Origin of the sequence: Bradyrhizobium macuxiense (assembly GCF_007993935.1) — a bacterium.
Classification (GTDB): domain Bacteria; phylum Pseudomonadota; class Alphaproteobacteria; order Rhizobiales; family Xanthobacteraceae; genus Bradyrhizobium; species Bradyrhizobium macuxiense_A.
This window is the reverse complement of sequence record NZ_VITY01000005.1, coordinates 111,821-134,807: the sequence shown is the minus strand read 5'-3', so window position 1 is coordinate 134,807 and position 22,987 is coordinate 111,821. Positions and strand designations below refer to the sequence as shown.

General features: G+C 65.4%; 16 protein-coding genes and 1 tRNA gene. 8 read left to right on the top strand and 9 right to left on the bottom strand.

Annotated features, from left to right (window positions below; translation table 11 throughout):
- From FBZ93_RS15010 to FBZ93_RS15000, 3 genes are all read right to left on the bottom strand, one after another.
- Positions 1-5,454 carry a beta strand repeat-containing protein gene (locus FBZ93_RS15010; RefSeq protein WP_146986713.1) on the bottom strand — a complete coding sequence of 1,818 codons (5,454 nt, stop codon included), beginning with the start codon at positions 5,452-5,454 and terminating at the stop codon, positions 1-3.
- A 399-nt stretch (positions 5,455-5,853) separates the two neighbouring features.
- On the bottom strand, positions 5,854-6,906 hold the full coding sequence (locus FBZ93_RS15005; protein WP_146986712.1) for a helix-turn-helix domain-containing protein: 1,053 nt from the start codon (positions 6,904-6,906) through the stop codon (positions 5,854-5,856).
- 772 nt (positions 6,907-7,678) lie between these two features.
- Positions 7,679-9,340, bottom strand: coding sequence for a peptidoglycan-binding protein (locus tag FBZ93_RS15000; protein ID WP_246667493.1), 1,662 nt, complete (start codon positions 9,338-9,340; stop codon positions 7,679-7,681).
- Positions 9,341-9,675: 335 nt separating this feature from the next.
- On the opposite strand from FBZ93_RS15000, the gene FBZ93_RS14995 reads away from it, so the two are divergent.
- From FBZ93_RS14995 to FBZ93_RS14985, 3 genes are all read left to right on the top strand, one after another.
- Positions 9,676-10,104 carry a hypothetical protein gene (locus FBZ93_RS14995; protein WP_146986711.1) on the top strand — a complete coding sequence of 143 codons (429 nt, stop codon included), beginning with the start codon at positions 9,676-9,678 and terminating at the stop codon, positions 10,102-10,104.
- A gap of 361 nt (positions 10,105-10,465) precedes the next feature.
- On the top strand, positions 10,466-12,040 hold the full coding sequence (locus FBZ93_RS14990) for a putative bifunctional diguanylate cyclase/phosphodiesterase (protein ID WP_146986710.1): 1,575 nt from the start codon (positions 10,466-10,468) through the stop codon (positions 12,038-12,040).
- On the top strand, positions 12,037-12,873 hold the full coding sequence (locus tag FBZ93_RS14985) for a hypothetical protein (RefSeq protein WP_146986709.1): 837 nt from the start codon (positions 12,037-12,039) through the stop codon (positions 12,871-12,873). The genes FBZ93_RS14990 and FBZ93_RS14985 overlap by 4 nt, the downstream gene beginning before the upstream one ends.
- A gap of 800 nt (positions 12,874-13,673) precedes the next feature.
- Here the strand turns inward: FBZ93_RS14985 and FBZ93_RS14980 are convergent.
- Positions 13,674-13,748, bottom strand: a tRNA-Val gene (locus tag FBZ93_RS14980).
- A gap of 79 nt (positions 13,749-13,827) precedes the next feature.
- Positions 13,828-14,187, bottom strand: coding sequence for a cell cycle two-component system response regulator CpdR (gene cpdR, locus FBZ93_RS14975; RefSeq protein WP_016843340.1), 360 nt, complete (start codon positions 14,185-14,187; stop codon positions 13,828-13,830).
- 305 nt (positions 14,188-14,492) lie between these two features.
- On the opposite strand from cpdR, the gene FBZ93_RS14970 reads away from it, so the two are divergent.
- The 3 genes from FBZ93_RS14970 to FBZ93_RS14960 all read left to right on the top strand — a co-directional run bounded on the left by FBZ93_RS14970 (position 14,493) and on the right by FBZ93_RS14960 (position 17,795).
- Positions 14,493-15,380 carry an N-formylglutamate amidohydrolase gene (locus tag FBZ93_RS14970; RefSeq protein WP_146986708.1) on the top strand — a complete coding sequence of 296 codons (888 nt, stop codon included), beginning with the start codon at positions 14,493-14,495 and terminating at the stop codon, positions 15,378-15,380.
- A gap of 580 nt (positions 15,381-15,960) precedes the next feature.
- Positions 15,961-16,740: a histidinol-phosphatase gene (gene hisN, locus FBZ93_RS14965; protein WP_074131865.1), complete on the top strand. Its 780-nt coding sequence runs from the start codon at positions 15,961-15,963 to the stop codon at positions 16,738-16,740.
- A gap of 77 nt (positions 16,741-16,817) precedes the next feature.
- Positions 16,818-17,795, top strand: coding sequence for a Bug family tripartite tricarboxylate transporter substrate binding protein (locus tag FBZ93_RS14960; protein WP_167529051.1), 978 nt, complete (start codon positions 16,818-16,820; stop codon positions 17,793-17,795).
- 102 nt (positions 17,796-17,897) lie between these two features.
- Here the strand turns inward: FBZ93_RS14960 and FBZ93_RS41325 are convergent, their stop codons facing one another.
- From FBZ93_RS41325 to FBZ93_RS14950, 3 genes are all read right to left on the bottom strand, one after another.
- A complete protein-coding gene (locus tag FBZ93_RS41325; RefSeq protein ID WP_246667492.1) occupies positions 17,898-18,158 on the bottom strand; it encodes a glutathione S-transferase C-terminal domain-containing protein in 261 nt (86 codons plus the stop codon).
- Positions 18,103-18,495 (bottom strand): glutathione S-transferase family protein, encoded by a 393-nt coding sequence (locus tag FBZ93_RS41320; protein WP_246667491.1) that lies wholly within the window; start codon positions 18,493-18,495, stop codon positions 18,103-18,105. Before FBZ93_RS41320 ends, FBZ93_RS41325 begins: the two co-directional genes overlap by 56 nt.
- 67 nt (positions 18,496-18,562) lie before the next feature.
- Positions 18,563-19,456: a LysR family transcriptional regulator gene (locus FBZ93_RS14950; RefSeq protein WP_074131862.1), complete on the bottom strand. Its 894-nt coding sequence runs from the start codon at positions 19,454-19,456 to the stop codon at positions 18,563-18,565.
- Positions 19,457-19,548: 92 nt separating this feature from the next.
- On the opposite strand from FBZ93_RS14950, the gene FBZ93_RS14945 reads away from it, so the two are divergent.
- Positions 19,549-20,301 carry a sulfite exporter TauE/SafE family protein gene (locus FBZ93_RS14945; RefSeq protein WP_146986707.1) on the top strand — a complete coding sequence of 251 codons (753 nt, stop codon included), beginning with the start codon at positions 19,549-19,551 and terminating at the stop codon, positions 20,299-20,301.
- A 4-nt stretch (positions 20,302-20,305) separates the two neighbouring features.
- On the opposite strand, the gene FBZ93_RS14940 is transcribed toward FBZ93_RS14945, so the two are convergent.
- Complete coding sequence (locus tag FBZ93_RS14940; RefSeq protein ID WP_146986706.1) at positions 20,306-20,941, bottom strand: LysE family translocator; 636 nt, start codon at positions 20,939-20,941, stop codon at positions 20,306-20,308.
- Between the two features lie 238 nt (positions 20,942-21,179).
- Between FBZ93_RS14940 and FBZ93_RS14935 the strand changes: the two genes are divergently transcribed.
- Positions 21,180-22,979, top strand: coding sequence for an adenylate/guanylate cyclase domain-containing protein (locus FBZ93_RS14935; protein WP_146986705.1), 1,800 nt, complete (start codon positions 21,180-21,182; stop codon positions 22,977-22,979).
- Positions 22,980-22,987: the final 8 nt, after the last annotated feature.

The window sequence follows — 22,987 nt, the reverse complement described above, 5'->3', positions numbered from 1 at the left end:
TCAATTGAGCGTCAGGCTCAAGCCCGCGCTGACACCCCAATCGCCGCCTGCGGTGGTCGCCGCCGCGTTGGTGCGCAGCCGGCCGTTCTCGCTGGTGTAGCCGATGCCGAAGGCGAGCGCGCCCTGGCTGCGCCAGACGCCGCCGCCGGCCGATGCGCTGATCTTGCCGGGCCGGTCGTCATAGCGCAGCGATGCCGCCGCCATGCCGATCGCCGCCGCGCGCCACGCGTCCTGCCGCACCTCGCCGATCTGGCCGTTGAGCTGCTGGAACGCGCTGTTGAGCTGGTTGACGTTGACCGCATCGGTGCCGGCGACGCCCGCCGCCACGTTGCTGATGGTCACCGGCCCGCTGCTGCCGCTGTTCAGCGTCACCCTGTTGGTGGCGTTGCCGGCGGCATCGGTGTCGTAGCGGATCGAGCTCGACGCAACCGCCTGCAGCTGGCTGACGTTGACCGCATCCGTCGCGGCCGAGCCCGCGGCGACATTGGTGACGCGGCGCTCGGCCCCGGACGAGCCGACCGACACTTCGCCGGTCGCAACCCCGGCGACGCTCTTGCCGACGACCGGCGTATAGGCAGCATCGTTCAGATTGGCCGTAGTGGTGGCATTCGCACCGAGCGCCAGCGAGTTGGCCGCTGTCGCCTTGGCGCCGGCGCCGATCGCGACCGAATTGTCGCCCGATGCGGCCGAGCCGTTGCCCATCGAGATCGCATTGGCGCCGCTCGCGACCGACTTCGGCCCGATCGCGACACTCTCCGCACCCGCCGCAATGGAATCCGCCGCCGTCGAATTGGCGTGGAAATATTTCACGCCGCCACCGCCGGTGCTGATGTTGCTGACGGTGTTGTAGAGATTGCTGAGCGACACATTGGTGGCCCACAGCTGTGAGCCGTTGATCGCGTCCGTCGAGGTCGCGGTGATCTGGCCCGCGGCGACGTTGGTGATGGTGCGCTCCGCACCGGCGCTGCCGACGCTGACAGTCGACGTCGGATTGGTGCCGGCGAAATTGTAGGTGGTGCCGGCGATCGTGGTGCTGGCGGTCTTGACCACCGTGGAGGTGGTCGAATTGGCGCCGAGTGCAACGTCGCCGGCCTGCGCCGTCGCCTTGGCATTCGGACCGAGCGCGACGCTGGTCGGGTTGGTGGTCTGGGCTCCGGCGCCGATCGACACCGACTGGATGCCGCTCGCCTGCGCATTGGTTCCGAACGCGATCGAATCGGCGAAGTTGGACACCGAATTCTGGCCGATCGCGATGCCGCCGGGCGCGGTCTGCGCCACGGTGGCGCCAAATCCCATGCCGATGCCGTTGTCGCCATTGACCACGGTCTGCGGTCCCACCGCGACCGAGTTGTTGCCGATCGCGAGCGAGTCCGCCAGCGTCGAGTTGGCGTGGAAGTATTTCGTCGTCGTGGTCGCGAACGACGACAGCGCGCCGGTCAGCTGCCGCACGGTGACGGCGTCGCTCGACTGGGTGCCGTCGGCCACGTTGGTGATCTGCCGATAGCTCGTCGCATTGCCGACCGACACCGCGCCGAGCAGCGTGAGGTCGGTGGTGTTGTAGGGGATGACGGTGCCGCCGATGATGCCGGAAGCCGGCGCGAGCGCACGGTTGGAGATCGATCCCGAGCCGATCGCGACGCCGTCGGCGACGGTGGCCTGGGTGTTGAAGCCGAGCGCGGTGGAGTTCGCCGCCGTCGCCGACGCGGCGACGCCCGCCGCCATCGAGTTGACGCCGGTCGCGCCGTTGTTGTTGTAGTTGGCCTGCTGGGTGCCGCCGTCGTTGACGCCGTAATAATGCGTCAGGCCGTTGTTGACGACGGTCGACAGGCTGTCGATCGCCGAGGTGGCGGCAAACAGCTGCGAACCGTTGATCGCATCGGTCGAGCCGTTGCTGATCCGTCCCGCCGCGACATTGGTGATGGTGCGTTCATTGCCGACCGTGCCGACGCTGACCGTCGAAAGGGGATTGGTGCCGGCGAAAGCGTAGTTGGTGGTGCCGATCGTGATACCCGACGTGCGGACCACCGTTGCCGTCACCGAACCCGAGCCGAGGGCGACGTCGCCGGCTTGCGCACCAGCATTCGCGAGCGCACCGAGTGCGATCGAATTGGCCTGGCTGGCCGTCGCGGACGTACCACCGGCAAAGGAGCTGATGCCCGATGCCGTCGCATTGGCGCCAACGGCGGTGGATGCAGAGCCTGACGCGGTGGTCTGAGTGCCGAGAGCAATCGAATCGCGACCGGATGCCTTCGGACCGCCGCCGAAGGCGTCGCCGATCGCGATGGCGCCATCATTCGTGGCCTGCCCGGCACCGACGGCAATCGCCCCGGTCAGCGGCTGATTGCTGAGCGACGCGGCAAGCGCGCCCGAACCGAGTGCCGTGTCGGATGATGCCCGTGCCGCGGCGCCGGTGCCGACTGCAACACTGCTCGTGCCGGCGGCACTCGCACTGACGCCGGCCGCGAGCGCGTTGGCGCCGGTGGCTCCGGCGTTGTTGTAGTTGGTGTCCGTTCCAGGCGTCGTGCTGTTGACGCTGTAGTCGTGGATGGCGCCGGCGGCGATCTGGCCCGAGAGCGTATTGGCGACGCTGTAGAGCTGCGAGCCGTTGATCGCATCGGTCGAGGTCTGCGTGACCCGGCCTGCCGCCACGTTGGTGATGGTGCGCTCGGCGCCGAGCGAGCCGACGCTGATCGTGGACCCGGGCGTGGTGCCGGCGAAGTTCCCATACGTGATGCCGTTGACGATGGCATTCGGTGTGTTGATGGCGGCGGCGGTGACGCTGCCGGAGCCGAGCGCGACCGCGCCAGCATTGCCGGCAGTCGCGCCGTTGCCGATCGACACCGCGCTGGTGGCACTCGCGTTCGACACCGGTCCGATCGCAACCGAGTCGGTCCCCGTCGCGGAGGAATCGGCCAGCGTCGAATTGGCGTGGAAATACTTGATGCCGCCGCCATTGTTGATGTTGTTGACAATGGTGCCGAGGCCGTCGACGGCCTGGTTGGTGGCCCAGAGCTGCGAGCCGTTGATCGCATCGGTCGAGGAGTTGCTGATCCGGCCCGCCGCGACATTGGTGATGGTGCGCTCGGCGCCGAGCGCACCGACGCTGACGGTCGAGGTCGGCGTGGTGCCGGCGAAGCCGTATGTGGTGCCGTTGATCACCGTGTTCGGCGTGTTGACCGCGACGGCGGTGACGCTGCCGGAGCCGAGCGCGACCGCGCCGGCATTGCCGGCAGTCGCGCCGTTGCCGATCGACACCGCGTTGGTGGCATTCGCGTTCGACACCGGTCCGATCGCAACCGAGTTGGTCCCCGTCGCCGAGGAATCGGCCAGCGTCGAGTTGGCGTGGAAATACTTGATGCCGCCGCCATTGTTGATGTTGTTGACAGTGGTGCCGAGGCCGTCGACCGCCTGGTTGGTGGCCCAGAGCTGCGAGCCGTTGATCGCATCGGTCGAGGAGTTGCTGATCCGGCCTGCCGCGACATTGGTGATGGTGCGCTCGGCGCCGAGCGCGCCGACGCTGACGGTCGAGGATGCCGTCGGTCCGGCAAAGCTGTAGGTGGTGCCGTTGATCACCGTGTTCGGCGTGCCGACGGCGGCGGCGGTGACGCTGCCGGAGCCGAGCGCAACCGAGCCGGCATTGCCGGCGGTCGCACCGGCGCCGAACGCAATCGCGTTCGCGGCCGAGGCGTTGGCCTGGCTACCCAGTGCGATGGCGCTCACGCCGTTGGCGATGTTGCGGTCACCGATCGCCACCGCCCCCTGGCCGGTCACCGTGTTCTGATAACCGATGCCGACCGCGCCTTGCGCCGCCGTACCAGGCGTGCCCACGGCCTGGCCGCCGCCGCCCACCATGTTGGTGTTGCCCATCGCGACGGTGCCGTCGCCGGTCGCGGTGTTGTTGAGGCCGCTTGCGATCGCGCCATTACCGGTCGCGATGCTGGGATCGCCGAGCGCGACCGCGCCGTTGCCGTTGGCGACGTTGCCCGCGCCGATCGAGACGGCCTGCCCGCCGGTCGCGGTCGCGCTGGTGCCAATGGCGACGGCATTTGCGGAATTGGCGACGGCAGCATTGCCGAGCGCGATCGCACTGGTGGCGCTAGCAGCCGACTGGAACCCGGCGGCGAGCGAGTTCGCGCCACTCGCATTGGCGGCGCGGCCGAAAGCAGAGGCATTCCCGCCTGAGGCGGCCGCCCCGACGCCGACGGCGGCAGCAGAGGCGCCGGTGGAGCTCGCATTGTTGCCGACCGCAATGCCGCCGGTCGCCGCGCTGCCGACGATCGCGCCGGATCCGACCGCAACCGCACCTCCGGTCGCCTGCGCCTGCGCTTGGTTACCCACGGCGACGGCGAAATCGGCCGACGCGCTGGAGAGGTTGCCGGCCGCCAATGAACTGGTGCCCGACGCGGTGGACTGGATGCCGAAGGCGGCGGCGTTGGAGCCGCTCGCATTGGCGAGGTATCCCATGGATGCGGCCCCAACAGCGGAGGCTTTCGCGCCGTTGCCGACCGCGGTGGCCTGGTTTGCCGTGGCCGCGGCCGATGTTCCGAACGCGCTGGCCCCGGTCCCCGTCGCGGATGAGCTCGGGCCGACGCTGGTCGACCACGGACCGGTCGCGGTGGAACCCGTGCCGAGCGCAACGGCCTCATACGTGAAGCCGGCGGGCGCGGTCCCGCTCGCATTGGCATTCACGCCGATGGCAATCGGGGAACCGCCGCCGGTCCCGGCGATTGCCCTGGCGCCCGATCCCAAAGCCATCGCCGCACCGTTTGATGATGACGCAGCGGCGCCCAATCCCAGCGCCATGACGCCGGTGCCGGTGGCGCTGGAGCCGTTGCCGATGGCGGTCGCGCCTGCGCCATTCGCCGTGGTGTTGACGCCGAAGGCGCTCGATCCGTCCCCGGTGGAATGCGCGTTCCCGCCGACGGCAAGGGCATTGGTGCCGACCGCATTCGCAAAGACGCCCATCCCGATCGCGTTAAGACCGTTCACGGAGTTGGCGTAGCCCACGATGATCGAACCGTCGCCGGTTGCGGTGTTGGCATCGCCGATCGCCAGCGAGTTCTGGCCCTTCGCGTTGGTGCCGGTGCCAATGGCGGTCGAGTTGGCACCGGAGGCGTTGGCGCCACAACCCATCGCTGTGCTACCGGCAGTGGCAGCAGTGGGACTGGTGCAATTGGCGGGGTTGCTCAAAACCCCGTTGCCGATGGCAACCTGCGCGAACGCGCCTTGCGGGGACATCATCGTGATCACAGCAAGCACTGCGCCCGCACCGAGCGACCCGAGCCCGAGCCGATCGCGCTTCATGCCGAGCGTCCGATGCGCCAGACGCAGCGCGGCGAGCAACCGGCGCCGCAGCGAACGGCTATCGGCGTCGCCTGAGGCAACCCAGCTCCGGACGAAGCCGGTGCGGCCTTGACGCTTCAGCGATGCGGTCGGAGTCTGTGCGGCAGACATGGTGCGCCCCTTTGATGACATCTGGTCCAGACGTCGGGGGTGCCGTGCCACGGCAGACCGCATGCGGTCCCATCGGACACGCATATGGAGACTTCAGGAGCGCGCGATCCGCGCCCGTCTTCCGGTCCTGGCGAACGATGTGCCGAACTCAACGAGCGCATCTTGCCACCCAGCGCTCGCTCGACTGCCCCACCAATTTGCCCCGAGTCGTCATAACGGAAAATGATAGACACATAATTGACAACGTCACTCAGCAGGCCGTCCAAATAGATGGCAGATCGTCTCACAAGTTGAACGATCATTAAGGCACACGGTGCGCGGACGTGTCATATGAATCCCACCGTGCACTGCGCACGCCACGCGTCCACGCCTGCGCTCCTGGATGATTCGAGCAGGAGCTCAACTTGCGCTCGATGTGCGGCGCGCGTGTTCGCGCATCTCGCGCGGGCTGACGCCGAACTCACGGCGAAACGCGCGCGTGAAATCCGATGCCAGCTTGAAGCCATGGCGATAGGCGACTTCCTGCACCTGCCGGTCGGGACTGCCGACGAGTTCGGCATACGCTGCGTGCAGGCGCTTGCGCATGATGTAGCCGGCTACGCCGCCGACGCTTTCGAATGCCCGGTATAAGTTCGATCGTGATATTTTCAACTTTTGCGCGACTCGATCCGGCGTCAGGTCGAAGTCGCCGAGATGCGTCTCTATATAAAGACGCGCACGCTCGAACAGCACCGACTCGATCGCACCGCGCGCTTGCTCCAACCGTTCCGAGGACAGCTGAATGCAGGCGGAGATCATCTGCGCGGTCGCCCGCCCCGCCTGCCGCAACTCGTCCGGAGACATCAGGATCAGGCGCGTCTCGAGTCGGTCGAGGTAGTCGGTCAACAGTTCGATGAGATTGCCCGAAAGGAGGACGTTGCTGATCTCGCCAAGCTGATCCGCCACGCCTGCGAACGACCTGCGCGGCAATGCCATCACCAGCCCATCATAATTCGTGATGCTGCCGCGGAAATCGTCATCGAGCGAGATCAGGAACAGCGCGCCTGGTCCGGCATGAATCTGCCGCTCCGCGGTTTCGAACCGGGCTTCGCCGGCGCGCACCCGGAACAGCCACCAGATATCGACCGGCGTGCCCTGCGACGGCTGGGTCGCGCGCGCGAATGTTTGCGCGGCAAATCGGCCTGACGTGAAGACGACATCGGCCATGTTGCAGGTCAGATATTCGACCTCGAAGCCCTGCGCAGGACTGTGCCCCTCGGGCGGCGCCACGTCGACCAGCGAGGCCATGCGCGTCTTCCAGACCTCGAACTGCTCCGACGGCGGATAGGGCCGTGTCGTGAAAAGCCGCGGCGGCGCCGGGGCTATGTCCCTGATGTCTCGGGGTTCGCGCGGCAAGGGAACTTGTTCCAGGAGCTTCGCTGCGCTCACCGGCGTGTTGTCGTCTTGTTGCATGTACTTTCGTTCCCCGATGTCGCGAACGACGAGCGTCGTCTCAACGAGGGGGCATTCCCAAGGTTGCGTCGCCGGCCACCGGCGGGCTGACGAATTTCTGGCGGACAAAGAAGCAGCATTTTCTGGATGCGGACATCACCCGCTTATGCCGGCCGCTCCTGATAGGGCCGACGGTTCCTGCGGCAGTCGTGTTCACACATGGCATTCATCATTGTCGCGTCATTGCCGCATTCAGGAGCGGTAGCTCCGCCACCGAGTCGGCTCGACTGATCTAGATAACAATCTGTTGGAGAACCAGAGGGACGGCAACGAGCGTCGTGCGGAAATCCAAAATTGCCTTCATGCGATGCGATCGGGCAACGCGTCATCGCGGAGTGTCCAGAAAATTTTCTCGATCTCCGCGCTGAGACGAAACGAATGTCACAACAGCTGCGCGAGCTAAGCACGGTACATGACACATCGAGCATCCCGCGCACCGGTTGCTCGGCGACCGCGACCAAGGACATTTGCCTAATCATGTGGCATTCCATCGCGTGCAACGTGAATGCAATCCATGCGGACGGCACACGTGAGCTGCACGAGGCGCACATGTTGTCGCACGTTGCGGCATTCTCATCTGAACGTCGAGATGACGAAGGTCACAACGGCTCATCACATTGCGAAGAACTTTCCCGCTGGACACACGACGCGCGAAAGCAGGGACGCCTCAAGAAAGGAGCCCCGCCGTGCGGCGGGGCTCCTGCTCGAGCATCCTGTTTCCGATCCGAACATGCTATTTCCGGTCGGAGTTTTGCGCCGGCGTCTGCGTGCTCTGGCCTGCGCCGGACGATGGCGGATTGCTGCTCTGGTTAGGTTGGCTGGACTGCTTGTCCCGGCCGGCACCTGGCTGGTTGGCGCCGCCCTGACCAACGGTGGACTGGCTCCGCGGCGCGACCTGTCCTGTCGTATTGTGCTCCGGGGCCTGCTGTCGAGCGGATGGCTCGTTTCCGGTCCGGCCGGATGATGACTGGCTCTGCGGCGAGTTCACCTGTCCCGTCGTTTGTCCATCCCGCGTTTGCCCGGTCGTGCTCTGCTCGGCGGGCTGCTGCCCTGCGCCGCCCCGGCCGACCGTCGACGGCTCTCGCCCCGCACCCTGGCCGATCCGGTCCGACAGGCCCAATGCGGCAACCGTGCGCGTGTCGACGCTTCCGCTGGTCGCGATGCCCTCCCGGCGCTGGAACGTGATCAACGCCTCGCGGGTCCGCGTCCCCATCACGCCGTCAGCCTCACCGACCAGCAGGCCGCGGTCGATAAGCACCTGCTGCACCTCGCGGATCTCTTGAGGATTGAGGTCCATCATCGCATAGCTCTCGCTGCTGCTGCGATGGTGGCTGAAGCGCGTCCGCGGTCCGACCGGGACCACGTCGACCACGCGGCGATCCCGATCGAGGAACACCACTTCATCCTCGACGACGAAGAAGCTGTCGTCGCGATAATACGGGAACGCATCGATCAGCACCGGGAAGGCGGCGACCGACACGACGTTGAACCTCCGGGGCACCACCACGCCTGGATTGACCGCGAAGTGGATCGCGTTGACGTCGACGCGCGGCGCGTTGCGTGCAGACAGCACGGAGCGCTGGATCGTGCTTTGCTGTTGCGCGGTCACGGTGCGCCCCGCCTCGGTCTGAACCGCGGCGTTCGATTGCGTCCCAGCGGTTGCACCGGCCTGCCCGGTGGTCTGGCCGGAGTTACCCTGGACTTGCGCCTTGCCGGACTGCGAGGTGGCCGCGCCCGTGGTCTGGCCGGCTCTCGTGTTCGGGCTGGTCGTTGCGCTCGCGCCGGCTTTCGTGCTCTGGCCGGTCGTTGCGCTCGCGCCCTTGCCTTGCCCCGTCGCCTGGCCCGTTGTGGTGCCTTGACTGCGGTTTGCGGTGTTGGCGCGGTCCTCCTGCCGCTGGCTCTGCCGCGTTGTCGCGTTGCTGCGTTCGCGGGATTCAGATCGGCCCATCTGCTCGCGCTGGCTTCGGCCCTGGCCGACGGTCTGCTCTTGCCGGCCCTGACTGCGCTCGCTCTGTCGATCGCCTCTCTCCTGCAACCGGCCGCTTTCGCGGGCTTGCCCGGTGGTCTGGCCCTGCACGCGTTCGCTGCGTCCGGCTGCGCCGCCGCTGACCCGACCTTCAGCGCGGCCACCTTCTCTTGCGCCTGCGCCCTGGCCGACCGTCATGCCTTCGCTTCGCGACGCGCCGGGACTTCCATGCATTGCGCCGCCGGCATGTCCGCCTGATGATCCTGCGGACGGTCCGTGTTCGCTAGCACCGGCACCCGCGCCGCCCGCACCACCACCCATGCCGCCGCCTGCGCCTTCGCGCATGCCTTGCGCCGATGCGAGACTGACGCCGGCGAACAGGATGGCCGTCGTCAGCAGCAATTTGCTCTTCATGATTCGGTTCTGCATTGCCGATTCCTCCTGAAATTTGGCGGCCACTCGCTGCGCGAAGGTTGATGCCAATGGCTGGCGCTCGCTCCGCCGCTGCCGCTTTCCAACAAAGCCCGGTGAGATGTGCGGCACAGGCGTGCGCTCTTCACCGATGAACCTGCCTCGTGAAGAAACAGCGTCGCCGCCCGTGCCGTTCCTAGACAGAAGCGCGACGCGACATTTCGCACCGGGGAACTGCGACAGGATCCCGCTCAAGGAACCGATTGTTGCGTTCGCGCGGGCGCACGGCGATTGGCAACCATTGCTCCCTGCCCCCGTTGACACCAGGGCAATGACATCCCGAGGAGGATCCCATGAGGAAGACAGCCCTTGTTCTTGCAACAGTCGGCGCGCTTGGGGTGGGCGCCATCGCAGCCCCAGCGCCCGCCGAAGCACGGTGGGGACACGGAGGGTGGGGAGGATGGGGTCCCGCGCTCGCAGGCGGATTGATTGCCGGCGCGGTCGTCGGCGGCCTCGCCTCGTCAGCCTATGGCTACCCCGGCTATGGCTACGGCTACCCCGGCTATGGCTATGACTACGCGCCCGCCTACTACGCGCCCGGTTACGCTTACGACTACGGCTACGACGCGCCGTATCGCTGGGGCGGCGGCTACACCACGACATATTATAGCGGGTACAGCCCGGCCTATTACGGCTACCGCTATCGTCACGTGGTGCGCCCGGCATACGCCTACTATGGCGGCCCCTACCACCGCTGGCATCATCGCTGGCATCGTTGGTGAGATCGGATAGAAGCTCGCCGATTGCGCGGGCATGGCAGATGCCCGCGCTGGTTCGCCTGGCATGACGCTGGCGTCGTCAGCGGCAGCAACATCGCAGCCGACGGCATCGTGAGCCTGCGCGTGCTCGGAACCGTTCGGGTTGCCGATCGGCCGAACATGCTTGTTCCGAGCCAGGCGCCGGAACCCGCTAGTTTTACCATCGACGAAAGTCTCAATAAATGGACCGCGCCGCCATCGTAGATTTGTAACCATCTTGCAAATCGTTATCGCGCAAAAGTCGCGGACGACCTTCACGCAACCTTTTGCAAACTCCAGACTGCCTACCGTCACCGGATATTCTAGTGGTAGTGGGGACGAGGAGATGGTTGGACCGCGGCCCAATATTTCGATGCGGCTCGGGGCCACGATCAGGGAACTGCATTCTGGCGTCGAGAATGATCCCGCCGCTTCGTCGGCCGGGACAAGTTCGGAGGTCGAGCGCCTACGCGGCGTGATTGCACGCCTGATGCATACGGCGGCGCATGACCAGCTGACCGGGCTTCCGACACGCAGCCTGCTGCTGGAACGGCTGGATCGTGAACTGGCGCGCGAGGCCGATGACGGCGCGCGGGTCGCGGTGCTGTTCGTCGATCTCGACAACTTCAAGCTCGTCAACGATTCACTTGGCCATAGCAGCGGCGACAAGGTGCTGACCGAGATGGCCCGTCGCATCGTTGCATGCCTTGGACCTGAAGATACCGCGAGCCGGTTCGGCGGCGACGAGATGGTCGTCCTGCATCCGCGTGCCTCGGATTCTTCTGGAGCTGCGCTCGGCAGGCGGATCCTCGCCGCACTGGCCGAGCCGATCCTGCTCTCCGGCAAGGAAGTCGTGGTCTCGGCAAGCGTGGGGCTCGCGCATTGCAAGCCCGGCACGAAGTGCGCCGAGCAGTTGCTGCGCGAGGCGGACACCGCGCTCTACGCAGCAAAGGTCCGTGGCCGGGCGCGATTGGCGGAGTTCAACGACGAGCTGCATGCGCGCGCCGAGAAGCGCGTCCAGATCGAATCCGATCTGCGGGCGGCGCTGCGCGAATCACAGCTATTCGTCGAGTATCAGCCGCAGGTCCGCCTCAAGGACGGATGCGTCGTGGGTGTCGAGGCGCTGGTGCGCTGGCGGCATCCCGAGCGTGGCATCATCTCGCCCGCCGACTTCATTCCCGTCGCCGAGGAATGCGGGCTCATCGTCAAGATCGGACGGCAGGTGCTGCAGGAATCCTGTCGCCAGCTCGCCGAGTGGACGAGGCAGATGCCGGCCTGCCGGCTCGCCATGACCGTCAACGTGTCGCCGCGTGAGATCGCGGAGCCGACCTTCATCGAGGAGCTCCGCCAGGTTCTCGCCACGACCAACGTCGATCCGACTGCCCTGTGCCTCGAAATCACCGAGAGCGTGATGATGAGCGCGCCGGAGGAGGTCGTCCAGGTTCTCGATCAGATCCGCCAGCTCGGCGTGTTTGTCGCGATCGACGATTTCGGGACCGAACACTCATCGCTGTCGCGCCTGCGCGACATGCCGGCCGAAGTCCTGAAGATCGACCGCAGCTTCATCGACGGTCTCAGCAGCGAGCCGGGCGATACTGCGATCGTGTCATCGATCCTGAGCCTGGCCTATGCGATGGGCAAGCACACCATCGCCGAGGGCGTGGAGAGGAGCGAGCAGGCGGCCATGCTGCTCCGCATGGGCTGCGACGTCGCTCAGGGCTATTTCTTCTCGCGGCCGGTCGCGGCCGAACAGATCGCGCCGATGCTGACCAAGGCGCTCTGGCATCCGAGTTCGGGACGCGCGCTGCACGCGGCGCAGCCCGTCGAAGGACCGGTACGGCGCGGCCATCACTATTTCATCGATGAATTTCTTGATCACATCGGCGCCCCGATGGGCACCAAGGCGACGGTCTCGCGATGATGTATCTGGTCATTGGCCTCAGCAACCTGGCGATCGGGCTGGCCTACGCAGGCCTCGGACTGTTGTCGGCCTGGGAAACGGTCAGCCTGCATCGTTACCGCGGCTGGTCTCGCTTCGGCATCGGATTTTCGATGATGGCTGCGAGCTGCGGCCCGCATCATCTGGTGCATGGCTTTCAGGTGCTGCAGGGCGAGAGCGTGTCCTGGTCGATGCTCGCCGTCACCCTGCTCGGGCTGCCGGCGGGACTAACATTCGTGTTCCTGCGGTTCGAAACGATATTGGGCGGCCAGGGCGAGCGATTGATCGCCCTCTCGCCGCATCGTGCGATGTTGCTGGTCGGCGGGTTCGCGATCACCGCGGGCTGGCTCTCGGCCTGGGCGATGGCCCAGCCCGGTGCATACGTGCCGTTCCTTTGCACGTCGGCCGAGCTTGCCGCGCGCGTGACGACGCCGGGCAGCTGGATCGACGTTGCGTCAGCCACGTTCTTTGCCAATGTGTTCGTGACCGTGACCTACGGCCTGGTCGGCTGGTATCTGGGTGACCATCAGGTGCGCCGCTATCTTGCGACCGGCGTGTGGTCGCTGTCTGGAGCTGCCCTGACGGGCGTGTTCTTCAGCTGCGCGCTGATCCACCTGATCGATGCCACGACCCACGGCAGCGGCGCGATGCTCGTGTTCGACCTGATCGGCATTCCCGCCTCGGTGTATTTCCTGTGGGTCGTCGAGCAGTTGCACAGCGACTCCGTGCTGGACTGGAATCGGCGTCCGCTGGTCGGCGCCGCGGCCGCGCCGGCACGGCCCTCACCTTGGAGCGGCGGCGGCGTGCCGCACTGAGCGGCCGCGATCTTTTGGCGATAGGTCGTCGTTGGGTTGGCGCGAGATCAGTCTCGCGCGCCGGGTTCGGGCCGACGCGAATCGTCTGCCGGCGTCATCACCACGACGAACAGCATGTTGATCAGCACCCAGATCGAAAGCAGGCTCAGCGCGGTGTGCACGGTGATTTCCAGTGGAACGGGAGGCGCCGATCGGTCGACGCGATGCCACGGCGTATCAGCACCAGAGCCGAAATTCGACGCGTAGTAGCGCGGGCGTAATTCTACGGGACATCACCGGGCGGCGAGCGGGCCGAACGTTTGCATTAGTGAGAGGGCGGAACGAAGCGCAGGACTCGGGCGGTTCACGTCGCGAGACTGCGGACTCACGAACAGCGCCACGCGCTCACTGTCGTCCCGGCGAAGGCCGGGATCCATAACCCCAAATGCAAATTGTTGCGCGATGCTGGAACGACGAGTTCCGCCTACAATGCCTGCCGCGGAGTATGGGTCCCTGCTTTCGCAGGGACGACATCGCGAGAGCCGCGGCCTCTCGGCTCAAGCACCGGCGTGTCTGGAATGCTGGATCACCCCTTTCGCGGGAATGACAGCGAGCAGGTGTTTGACAGCTTGAATCGGTCGCCTCGCTATTGCAAAGCACGGCTTGCCGAGCCGTGGCTCGTAGCCAAGGGCCTGCCTCCGCTCGCTGGGCTTCGGCCGTCGTCCGTCTTCGCTTTCACTACGTTCAAGCTACGCCGGACACACTTCGCTCTGAAGGTCTCCGGCGTGGCTGCGCCACGCGAAGCCCGTCAGGGCGAAGCGTGGTGGGTGCGACAGGGATCGAACCTGTGACCCCTACCATGTCAAGGTAGTGCTCTCCCGCTGAGCTACGCACCCAAAGCCATGTTTGGATCGGGTCCCTATAACGGACACCGGCGGGGCAGGCAAGGATACAAAGTGAAGGTTTTTTGGCGAATCAGGCCGCCAGCAACTTATTCACTTCGCTAACCAATTCCCTGAGGTGCACGGGCTTGGCCAGCACCTTGGCGTTTTTCGGCGCCTCCGAATCGGAATTGAGGGCCACCGCGGCGAAGCCGGTGATGAACATGATCTTGATATCGGGATCGAGTTCCGAGGCGCGGCGCGCCAGCTCGATGCCGTCCATCTCGGGCATCACGATGTCGGTCAGCAGCATTTCGAACGGCTCCTCGCGCAGCCGCTGGTAGGCCGACATGCCGTTGTCGTGCGGCGAGACCTTGAAACCCGCATTTTCGAGCGCCTTGACCAGGAAGCGGCGCATATCAGTGTCGTCTTCGGCGAGAAGTATTTTCGGCATGGCAGGAATCGTCGAATCCGGCTTGAGGAGCAGTCCGAACAGTAAGCCCGACAGACGGTAAATTTCGGGTGAAATTTGCGTCAAGCCAGCGGCAAATGCGCACCACGCATTTCTGGACCCAACACGCCATCGAATCAACCGGGTGCGGCATGTCCCGACTTTAAGACTCGTTCCAGGGCGTGCCACACTCTTTTCACTTGGCAGAATGATCGCGATTACCGACAATGCCTGCCCACAAATCTCCGCTTTTTCCGCAGAATCAGTTCCTGCGGGGCGAGGCGGACGCAAGGGACGGCGCCAAGGGAATGACCGAATTTGCTGGCGAGTTGTCGCCCCCGTTCGAGATCGTTGAGCCGCAGGCCTGGCGCGCGCCGATCATCTTCAATTCCCCGCATTCGGGCTCGGTCTATCCTGCCGAATTCCTCGAAGCGTCGCGTATCGATGTGGCGTCGCTGCGCCGCTCCGAAGACAGCTTCATGGACGAGTTGATCGCCGGCGTGAGCGATCGCGGCTTTCCGATCGTCCGGGTCAACTTCCCGCGCTCCTATGTCGACGTGAACCGCGAGCCCTATGAGCTCGACCCGCGGATGTTCACCGGGCGGCTGCCAAGCTTTGCCAACACGCGCTCGATGCGGGTGGCCGGCGGCCTCGGCACCATCCCGCGCGTGGTCGGCGACGGCCAGGAGATCTACCGCGAACGGCTCGACGTCGACGAGGCGCTGCGGCGGATCGAGGTGCTCTACAAGCCCTACCACCGCGCGCTGCGCCGGCTGATCAACAAGGCGCACCAGGCGTTCGGCGCCGTGATCGTGGTCGACTGTCATTCGATGCCGTCGGTCGGCGTGTCGCGCGACGAGCCGCGCCGGCCCGACGTCGTGATCGGCGACCGCTACGGCACGAGCTGCGCGCCGCTGCTGCCCGATCTGGTCGAGGAGATCATGAGCTCGCTCGGCTATTCGATCGGCCGCAACAAGCCCTATGCCGGCGGCTTCATCACCGAGCATTACGGCAACCCGGCGAGCGGCCTGCACACCGTGCAGATCGAGCTCAATCGCGCGGTCTATATGGATGAGCGCCACCGCGAGCGCGGACCGCGCTTCGCCCAGGTGGCAGCCGACTTCGCGACGCTCGCGGATGCGCTCGCAAAGATCCCGTTCGGTGATCTCGGGCCGTTCCAGGCCGCGGCGGAGTAGCGGCGTCCTCGAATCGACTGCGGTGATCGACGAAGTCGTGAACCGGGAATTCAGTTGGCGGCGTGACCGGATGCGAAACTGGATTCCGCATTCACGCCTGGAAACGTCGAGCCAAGGAAGGGCCAAGAAAAAAGGGCCGCTTGAATGAACAAGCGGCCCAAGTCTAGGGAGGAAACGCCCAAGGAGGGCAGCGATAGCGCGAGGCGCTACCGCACCGCAACAATATGCGACCGCGCTGCACAAAACGCAAGAACTTTCGAAACATTTCCCGCGTATTTGTTAGTAGGCTGTCGAATTTGTCACAGATCCAGATCCGCAATTTTTATTATTCTATATCAACATCTTACAGAAGAAATTCCGATCGGATGGCGGTTTGCGCATAGCTTGTATACCAGAACTCGCGACTTCGTGATCCACTCTGGAGGCAGGGCGGCTTTCGAATCCGAAGCCAAATCGAAAGTCCGGAACCGGTCATCAGGCTGGGATAACACTCCGTTAATCGTGCGCGCCGCATTGGATTGAGCTAGGCAAGAGCGCATTCGATCCTTTCCGCGTCGTTTGCGCATTTCGGGGACATGCCGTGACGGTCATCGACTTTACCGCCTTCATCGGCCGCCTCGCGACCGCATCCGGCGAAACCATCCTGCCCTTCTTCCGCACCTCGCTCTCGGTCGACAACAAGAGCTCGAACGATTTCGATCCGGTCACCGAGGCCGACCGGGCCGCCGAGGCGGTGATGCGGCGGCTCATCAAGGCGAACTTCCCCCAGCACGGCATCGTCGGCGAGGAATTCGGCAACGAGCGGCAGGACGCCGACTATGTCTGGGTGCTCGACCCGATCGACGGCACGAAGTCCTTCATCGCCGGCTTTCCGATCTGGGGCACGCTGATCGCGCTGCTGCATAAAGGTACGCCGGTATTCGGCATGATGCACCAGCCCTATATCGGCGAGCGTTTCCTGGGCGACAACGGCTCGGCGAACTATTCCGGGCCGTCGGGCGAGCGGCGGCTCTCGGTGCGGCGCTGCGCCACGCTGAAAGAGGCAACGGTCTTCACCACGAGCCCGCTTCTGATGAATCCGGATGACCGCGCCCGCTTCGGCCGCGTCGAGCAAGCGGCGCGCCTGTCGCGCTACGGCGGCGACTGCTACTCCTATTGCATGCTCGCGGCCGGCCACCTCGACCTCGTGATCGAGACCGAGCTGAAACCCTATGACATTGCCGGCCTGATCCCGATCGTCACCGGCGCCGGCGGCGTCGTCACCACCTGGGACGGCAAGCCGGCGCAAGGCGGCGGCCGCATCATCGCAGCCGGCGACCCGCGCGTGCACGAAGCCGCAATGAAGCTGCTTAACGCCTGAGCTTCTCATCGCCCGTTTTCTTGAGTTGCCGGGCGCCTGATCTGCGCCCATCCTGACGGCAACGAGAAAAGTCAGGGATGGGCGACATGACGATGTGCGGCAGGCTGGTGGTAGCCGTTCTCCTGCTTCTCGCGCCCATTGCGGCCTCGGCCCAGGAGTTCCCGACCAAGCCGATCCGGCTGATCGTCCCGTTCCCGCCCGGCGGGCCGAACGACATCATCGCGCGCGTGATCGGGCAGAAGATGTCGGAGCTGGTGAAGCAGCCGATCATCGTCGACAATCGCGCCGGCCAGGGCGGCGTGCTCGGCACTGACGCGGTCGCGAAGGCCACGCCCGACGGCTACACGGTTGCGATCGCGAGCGCCGGCGCATTGGCGATCAGCCCGAGCATGGAAAAAGTCGCCTACGACACGCTGAAGGATCTCGCGCCGGTGACGCTGGTCGCGACCGTGCCCGAGATGCTGGTCGTCGCCACCAACGTGCCGGCGAACAACATGAGCGAGCTGGTCGCGCTCGCCAAGGCGCAGCCGGGCAAGCTCAACTTCGCCTCCTCCGGCCCCGGCAGCCTGCCGCATCTGGCCTGCGAATTGTTCAAGCTGACGGCGAAGATCGACATCGTGCATGTGCCGTATCGCGGCGCCGCGCCGGCGGTGAACGATCTGCTGGGTCAGCAGGTGCAGATGACCTTCCTCGACCTGCCGGTGATCCTGCCGCAGATCAAGGCCGGCTCGCTGCGGCCGATCGCGCTCGGCGGCCGCGAACGCGCCCCGACCGCGCCCGACGTACCGACCACGACGGAGGTCGGCATGCCCGACCTGATCATCGAGAACTGGTACGGCATGGTCGCGCCTGCCGGAACGCCACCGGCGATCGTCGCAAGACTGAACAAACTCGCCACCGATGCGATGGCCGATCCGGCGGTCAGGGCAAAACTCGCCGAGCAAGGCCTGACATTGGCCGGCGACACGCCGGAGCATTTCCGCGACTTCATCGCCGCCGACATCAAGCGATGGGCGAAGGTGATCCAGGATGCCGGCGTGGTGACGACGAAGTAGGATCTAGAGCTTCGGTTCTGATTGAATCAGGACCGAAGCTCTGGATTCTTGTCTTGACGCGTTTCTTCACGCGAACCGGTGCCCACTTCGCTCGAAAACGCTCTAATAGTCGAGCCGGCCGCGCAGCTCCTCGAACGGAATCATGACGTGCTTACGAAACGGCGGGCGCTGTTGCAGCGTCCGATACCAGCGCTCGACCGCCGGCAGCGGCGGGCGCGTGATCTCGAGCTCGAAGTAGCGATAGAGCGAGGTTCCGGCGGTGATGTCCGCGAGCGACAGCGTCTCGCCGAGCAGGAACGGATTATTCTCAAGGAGACGTTCGAGCTTGGCGAAATGCTGCTCGCAGCGGACCAGCGCGCTCAATCGCCAGCCGATTGCGCTGGCCCTCCGGCGTGCGGAAGAATCCCCAAAACACGCCGCCGAGAAAATCCGGCTGAAGCGCGGTTTGCGACCAGTCCATCCAGCCATCGACCCGCGCCCTTATGACGGGATCGTCGGACCAGAACCGCCCCGCCCCATGCCGCGCGGCGAGGTAGCGCAGGATGGCGTGGGATTCCCAGACGGTTGTCGCGTCATCTCTGATCACTGGCACGCGGCCGTGCGGGTTCATCGCCAGGAAGTCCGGCGCATCGAGCCCGCCGAACGCGCCGCCGGCATCGATGTGCTGGTGCGCCAGATCGAGCTCGCCGATCAGCCACATCACCTTCTGTACGTTGAACGAACTGCGCCGTCCCCAAACCCTGAGCATTGCACTCTCTCCTCGCATGTCAGCGCTGCGCTTCGGACCGCAAATATTCCACGAGCTGCTTGGCGGCGCGCGGCAGCGCCTTGAAGCTGCGCGCGCAGATCGTCAGCCGGCGGTTGGCCCAGCCGTCGCGGATCCTTATCGTCGTGATCGCCATCGACGCCGCACAGCGCCGCGCCGCGGTTTCCGGGATCACTGCGACGCCGACATCGGCGGCGACCATCTGGCAGATGGCGTCGAAGCCGCGCAGGCGGGCACGAAAGCGCAGCCGCGCACCGAGCTTTGCCGCGTGGCGGGAAATATGGACCTGCAACGCGGACGTCGCCGTGAGGCCGACGAAATCGCGCCCGACCACCTCCTGGAAGTCGATCTGGCGGCGGTTGCCGAGATCGCTGCGGCGCGGCGCCACCAGCATCAGGCGGTCCTCGCTGAACAGGAAGCGCTCCACGCTGTCGGGCAGCGCGTGCTCCGCGGCGAAGCCGAGGTCGGCGGCGCCGCTGGCGATCGCGGTCGCGATATCGGTGCTCTCGCGCTCCTCGACATCGACGCTGATATCGGGATGTTCGTGCAGGAAGGCTGCGAGCGCCCGCGGCAGATGCTCCGACAGGCCCGAGGTGTTGGCGAGCAGCAGCACGTTGGCGCGGACACCGCTGGCATAGGCGGCAAGATCGCTTTGCAACGCCTCGACATTGTGGATGACGATGCGGGCGTGGCCGAGCAGGCTCTCGCCTGCCGCGGTCAATTCGACGCCGCGGCGCCCGCGCTTGAGCAGCGCGACGCCGAGCGCCTCCTCGAGGCCCTTGATTCGCTCGCTCGCCGAGGCTAGCGCCATGTTCGCCCGCGCCGCGCCCTGCGTGATGCTGCGCGCATCGGAAACCGCGATGAACAATTGCAAATCGATCAGGTCGAACCGCATGACGTGTCCCGCCCCATTCCTTCGGGCATCCCGAAGGCTAACTCCGTAACCTCCAGATTGTGCCGATCGCGTCGATCGGTCAATGTCCGGCCATGGTCGACCATCTCCTGATCTTCATCGCGTTCGCCTTCCTGCTCGCCGGTTTCGTCAAGGGCACGCTCGGCCTCGGCCTGCCGACGGTCGCGATGGGGCTGCTCGCGACCACGATGGCGCCGGGCCAGGCGATCGCGATCGTGATCGTGCCGGCGATCGTCACCAATATCTGGCAGACCTTTGTCGGCCCCTATCTGCGCGACATCCTCAGGCGGCTGTGGCCGCTGATGCTCGGCACCGTCGCCGGAATCTGGATCAATGCCGGGCTGTTGACCGGGCCTTACGCCGCCTACGGCACCGTCGTGCTCGGCGTGCTGCTGGTGATCTACGCGATCGTTGGCCTCAGCAGATTCAACTTCAAGGTCGCGCGGCGCAATGAGAAATGGATCGGCGGCATCGTCGGCGTCATCACCGGGCTGATCTCGGCGGCGACCGGCGTCCAGGTCATTCCCTCGATGCCGTTCATGCAGGCGATCGGCATGGAGAGGGACGAGCTGGTGCAGGCGCTCGGCGTCTTCTTCACCACCGCGACCCTGGCGCTCGCGTTCAACCTGACGGCCTCGGGCCTGCTGACGGCGGCCACCGCACTACCGGGTGCGGTCGCGATGGTGGCGTCGTTCACCGGCATGTTCATCGGCCAGGCCGTCCGCACGCGGATGCAACCGGACGTGTTCCGCCGCTGGTTCCTGATCTCGATGATTCTGCTCGGCATCTATCTCGCCGGCAGCGCACTGCTCAAGATCCACGGCTAAGAGACTAGCGCGCCTCCAGCATGGCGACGCGGACGCCGAGATAGATGAACAGCGCGCCGAGCGAACGGTTGATCCAGGCGATCACGCCGGTCGATTGCCGAATGCGGCCGGCGGCCTTCGCCGCAAAGGCCGCGAGGCCAAGACACCACAGCGTGCCGCCGGTGATGAAGATCAGCCCGAGCACCAGGAAGGCGAGCGTCTTGTGGGCCGAGTCCGCCGCCACGAATTGCGGCAGGAACGCCAGGAAGAACAGCGCCACCTTGGGGTTGAGGATGTTGGTCAGGGCGCCCTGCCAGAACACGCGCGAGATCGAGGTCTCGCCGGCCTGCCCCGCGATCTCGGCGATCGGCTTGGCGCGCGACAGCAGCATCTGCAGGCCGGTCAGCACCAGATAGGCCGCGCCGATCAGCTTGACGGCCAGGAACGCGGTCGACGACGCCATCAGCAGCGCCGACAGCCCGATCGCCGCGCCCAGCACATGGACCAGGCAGCCGCAGCTGATACCGATCGCCGCAGCGGCACCGCCGCGCCATCCGAGCTGAATCGTGCGTCCGATGATATAAGCGGTATCCGGCCCCGGCGTGACGTTAAGCAGCAGCCCGGACAGGACAAACAGCCAAAGTTCGTGAATTCCCAGCATTGGGCGAGATTAACCTATGTAAGTAACCAACCGGAAAGGACGGTCAGCCAACCTGCGCCATCCCAGCGACACACGAATTCAGTAGAGAAACGGACTGTACGATCCGTTGGTCGCATGCCAATTCCTGCTACTATGCATTATAGGTGCCCGCAAACCGAGCTTCCGCCAGACCCGGCCTGTCTTGTAAGTATCGGATTCGGTCACCTCGGCTAAGTGGCCATTCCAGGGCACAGGAGACATGGAAAGACGGCTCGCTGCCATTCTTTGCGCTGATATCGCCGGCTATTCCCGCATGATGGGGGTCGACGAGGCGGGGACGCATGCCTCGTTCAAGGCGCACCGCAGCGCGATCTACCCCATCATCCTCAACCATGGCGGCCGAATCGTCAAAAACACCGGCGACGGCTTCCTGCTGGAATTTCCGAGCATCATCGGCGCGATCGAGGCCGCCGTCGCGATGCAGACCCTGATGGCCGAGCGCAACGAACATCTGCCGGCCGACCGCGCCATGCATTTCCGGATGGGCGTCCACATGGGCGACGTCATGGCCGACGAGGACGAGGTGTTCGGCGACGACGTCAACATCGCCGTCCGTCTCGAGACGGTCGCTACGCCCGGCGGCATCGCGGTCTCGGACAAGGCCCGCACCGAGGCGGGACGGCGGCTGGCCGTCAGCCTGGTCGACGCCGGCCCGCATCGCTTCAAGAATATCGCCGAACCGGTCAATGTCTGGACCTGGGCGCCGGCCGGGACTGACGCCCACGAGCACGCTCCGGACGACGGCCCGCATCTGCCGGGGCAATACCGGACCGCGATCGTCGGCGTGCTGCCGTTCGACAATCTGAGCGGCAGCGCCGACGAATATTTTTCGGACGGCCTGACCGAGGATCTGATCCACGCGCTGTCGCTGCAATCCTTCTATCGCGTGCTGAGCCGCAACTCGACCTTCGCCTACAAGGGCAAGAACGTCTCGACCCGCCTGATCGCACGCGAGATCGACGCCACCTACCTGATCCAGGGCTCGGTGCGGCGCGCCGGCAACAAGATCCGTGTCTCCGCCGAGCTGATCGCGCCCGAGAAGGGCGAGCAGTTGTGGACCGGCCGCTACGATCGCGACATGGGCGACCTGTTCGCGATGCAGGACGAGATCACCGCCAATCTGTCCGCCGCGGTCGCGCAGGAGATCTACCGTGCAGAGGCCTCGGCACCGGCGCGCTCGCCGAATGCCGAACTCACGGCATGGGATCGCTTCCTGAAAGGTCTGTCGCACTACTATCACCAGACCAAGGACGATTGCGAAACCGCGATCGCGCTGTTCAAGGAAGCGATCCAGCTCGATCCCGCGCTGTCGATCGCGCGCGCTTATCTCGCACTGATCCAGATCCAGAGCGTCCAGTTCGGCTGGATTCCGAGCACGCGCGAATTGTGGGCCTCGTCGGTCAGCCTGGCCGAGAGCAGCGTGCGGCTCGACCCCCGCTCCTCGTTCGCGTTTTCGCTGCTGGCCTATCTGCACGCAATGCAGGGCCACTATGAAGCCGCGATGGACGCCATCAAGCGGGCGATCGAGCTCAACCCCTACGATATGGGTGCGCGCGGCGTGCTCGGAATTTGCCACATGGTGATCGGCGACCACCGCAAGGCGGTCGATCTGTTCTCGACGGCGGTCCAGCGCGGCAACAGCGACCCGCGCTACCAGTGGGGCGCCTTGAACGCGTTCAGCCATTATTTGCTCGGACAGTATGACGCATCGCTGTCGTGGTCGCGCGAAACGCTCTACCTCAACCCGAACCATTTGCAGGGTCTTGCGGTGCGTGCCGCGGCGCTCGCCCAGCTCGGCCGCACCGAGGAGGCCGCGCAGGCCGCCGAGGCGCTGCTCGCCAACCATCCCGAGCTGACGGTCGAACGTCACTTGCGCAATTTCCACTGGAAGAACCCGGCCGACATCGCGCATTATCGCGACGGCCTCTTGAAAGCCGGCCTCCCGTTCGGCAAAATCGCTCTGGTTGCATCCGCATCGAAATTCGCCGTCGACTCCTGAGCGAATTC